Source organism: Candidatus Poribacteria bacterium (assembly GCA_016866785.1).
Lineage (GTDB): Bacteria > Poribacteria > WGA-4E.
Genome location: VGLH01000217.1, coordinates 1 through 3,546 on the forward strand (window position 1 = coordinate 1; position 3,546 = coordinate 3,546).

Annotated in this window: 2 protein-coding genes; both read right to left on the bottom strand. The window is 63.3% G+C overall.

The features are described from left to right. A partial coding sequence (locus tag FJZ36_18390) for a thioredoxin domain-containing protein (protein MBM3216869.1) occupies nucleotides 1–1,910 on the bottom strand: 1,910 nt, incomplete at its 3' end. An 85-nt stretch (nucleotides 1,911–1,995) separates the two neighbouring features. Then, nucleotides 1,996–2,898: a hypothetical protein gene (locus FJZ36_18395; protein ID MBM3216870.1), complete on the bottom strand. Its 903-nt coding sequence runs from the start codon at nucleotides 2,896–2,898 to the stop codon at nucleotides 1,996–1,998. Nucleotides 2,899–3,546 lie beyond the last annotated feature (648 nt).

Sequence of the window (3,546 nt, forward strand, 5' to 3'; positions counted from 1 at the left end):
GGGTCGTGGTGAACGACGACGGCGAACGGCAGATGGAGCGCCGCCAGCCGCCGTCGAGCCTCGGCAATCATCGGGCTCTCGTCGGGTGCCACGACGACGATCTCCGTCGGGGGCGACAGCGCGAACAGCAGGTTCGAGAGCATCTCGGCGTGACCCGTCGGCTGGTCGCGCAGCGTCGCCGAAAACAGGCGCAGCGTCTCGTCGGCGCGCGATGCGTAGTCCGACCTGCCCGTCATCCGAGCCAGGCGCTGGAGAACCCCGACGGCGATGGCATTGCCGCTGGGCGTCGCACCATCGTAGGAGTCCTTCATGCGGACGACGAGCTCGTCGTGATGGCTCGCCGTCGTGAAGAAACCCCCGGTCTCGTCATCCCAGAAGAGCTCGATCATCCGATCCGTGAGACGGGCAGCCTCGCGCAGCCACGATTCGTCCCACGTCGCGGCGTAGAGGTCGAGCAGTCCGGCGGCGACGTACGCGTAGTCGTCAAGGAAGCCCGGAATCTTCGCCACGCCCAGCCGGTAAGAGCGCATCAACTCGCCGTCCGTAACCATCCGGTCGAGGATGAAGCGGGCAGCACGAGCGGCCGCGTCAACGTAGCGCGGCTTGTCGAGCGCAGCGCCGGCTTCGGCGAGTGCGGCGATCATCAGCCCATTCCAGGACGCCAGCACCTTGTCGTCCAAGCCCGGACGCACGCGCTTGGCGCGCGCGTCGAGCAGGTTGTCGCGGGCTCGACTGCATACAGACGACAGCTCTTCGACGGACACGCCGGCGCGTGACGCGACGATTTCAGGATCGACCGGCACGTTGAGGATGTTCGCGCCCTCCCAGTTGCCGCCGTCCGAAACGTCATAGAGCGCTGCGAAGAGCGGCGCGTCCTCGCCGGCGATCTTCTCGATCTCTTCGTCCGACCAGACGTAGAACTTGCCCTCAACGCCTTCTGAATCGGCATCTTCGGACGCGAAGAAGGCTCCGTCGTCCGAGATCATGTCGCGCAGAACGTAGTCGAGCGTGCCGCGAGTCGTGTCGGCGTACTGGCGGTCACCGGTGATTCGGTAGGCGTCGAGGCAGAGCCGCGCCAACAGGGCGTTGTCGTAGAGCATCTTCTCGAAGTGGGGAACGAGCCAGCGATCATCGACCGAGTAACGATGGAACCCGCCGCCGAGGTGGTCGTACATGCCGCCGCGCGCCATCTTGCGGAGCGTGAACAGCGCCATTTCGAGGGCGTCGCGGCTCCCGCTTCGGCTGGCGTAGCGGATGAGGAAGTCGAGCACGCTCGGCTGGGGGAACTTGGGAGCCCTGCCGAACCCGCCGTAGCGCGTATCGAACCGCGCGGACAACTCGTTGTAGGCGCGCGTTGCCATCCGGGTGTCCGGCGCGTCATCGGACCCGGACAGCGCCGATGCGCGCGTGATGCCCTGGATGACCTGACCCACGCGTGATGTCAGGGCTGTCTTGTCTGCGTGATAGAAGTCACTCACGGCTTGCAGGATGCGCGGGAACGACGTTCTGCCCATCCGGTCGTCAGGGGGGAAGTAGGTTCCCCCGTAGAACGGCTTGAGGTCGGGCGTCAGGAAGACGTTGAGGGGCCATCCGCCCTGCTGCGTCATCAGTTGGACGGCGAGCATGTACTGGGAATCCAGGTCGGGACGCTCCTCGCGGTCGACCTTGATGCAGACGAAGAGGCGGTTCATGAGCGCCGCGATCTCTTCGTCTTCGAAGGACTCGCGCTCCATGACGTGGCACCAGTGGCACGCCGCGTAGCCGATGCTCAGGAGGACAGGTTTGTCCTCTTGCCGCGCTCGCTCGAGGGCTTCCTCGCCCCAGGGGTACCAGTCTACTGGGTTGTGCGCGTGTTGGAGGAGGTAGGGGCTCGACTCGTCGATCAGTCGGTTGGTGTGTTCCGCGCTCAATGCACCGTCCCTAGCCAGGAGCTCCCGTCGCGTGGGCCGCTGACCACGTTATACCCCAGGCATGATGCATCGGCGAGTCGGCGGCTCAGCCGACGGCAGACGTGCTCCGTTGCAGAACCGTCGTAACCGTCTCGCGCAGTTCCTTCTCGAGGCGTTGGCCGCCGGAGGCTGTGTTCTCATAGCTGACGCGACGGAGGTGCATCACGTCGAAGGGGAACCTGGCGTCTGACGATTGGCAGAGAAGGATGGTCGGCTTGCCCAAAGTATGCGCGATGCCCAATTCATAGAATACATTGGCGTTCGAATTTGTAAGATCAGCAACGATCAGCCTTGCCTCGCAGATGGATTTCCAGATGTCTCGCATGATGGCGTCGTTGCTCCGAATCTCGTCGGCACGCTTGCACACGAGGCCAAGTGATTCCACCGTTGGCTTCACGATGTCTCTGTAGACAGCATCTAGGTCGTCAGCGAAAGGCATCAGCACGAAGCACAGCTCAGGGTTCACACGGTAGCCCGGCGGACCGAAAAGGGGGTCAATAGTCACAAGCTGCGATAGCATCGTCACCCTTCTGGCTTCTGAATCGACCCATTGCTGGGCGATTGCGTGCACCGCTGGTTGCCTGTCCGCAGCCTGCTCCTCGAGCAAGTTCCGAGGAAGCCGAAGCACGAATGGATCCCGATAGCCGAACTCCCAGATGGCTGCGTCCAAGACCTGCTGCTCGCTGAACTCCTTTCCTGTATGGTCGAGATAGATCGCGCTGGGGATTCCCCCTGATGATCGTTCACACGCGAGATATACACTGCGGTCCGTTAGGACGACGATGGTGTTGCACGCAAGCCGTGAACGAACGACGGCTCGTCTGACTCCATTTGCCTTCGAGGACTCCTCGACAGCTGCCTCGAACTCTTCGACAAGTTTATCGACATTTTGCGTGAGCGCCGGACTAAGATTGCCGCTATGGGTTCGGGTACCGCCCAGCATCGGCACTGCTTGTTCCCCTAACACGGGTGATGCATAGCGCAAAGGAGTAGGGCATGCACCAGGCGTCGCGACGGGCTGTGTATGCCCCCTCAGCGACATAGTCCGGCGCGTTCCCGTCCCGTACGCCGCCAAGCTTCCGTAGCCGTTCGACAGCCTGTGTCTTGGCAAGCGAAGGGACGAAGGGTACTTCAGAGCTGTCCTGCACCCGATCCCATCTGTCGTCGGTAACTGCCATCTCGCCGGTCCCCAGTCGGCCCTCGACTTCGGTGCGCCAACGAGTGTTTGCGGTCGGAGCGGCAGAATACCGGACTCGCTGTCATCGGGCAAGCCTAGCAGCGGCGCGACTCGTCGGGTCGCCTCTGCGGATTCTGTGGCATCCTCCAAATCGTCTGCTAGGAATGGCGGGGATCGCGCATGCGGAAGAGGAACGCGGCCGCCACGACAGCGTTCACGACGGCGAGCGCGAAGAGGACTCGAAAGCCCACCGTGTCGGCGATGAGCCCGGCGACCAGCGGCGCGACGAACCGAGGGATCGCCAGCGCCGTGAACGTCAATGCGACGTAGCGAGGGACGTGTCGGGGTTCTGCGAACTCGAGCTGCATGTTGTAGCCCGCCAAGTCAGTGCCCTGACCGGCGACCGCCGTGAGGAACACG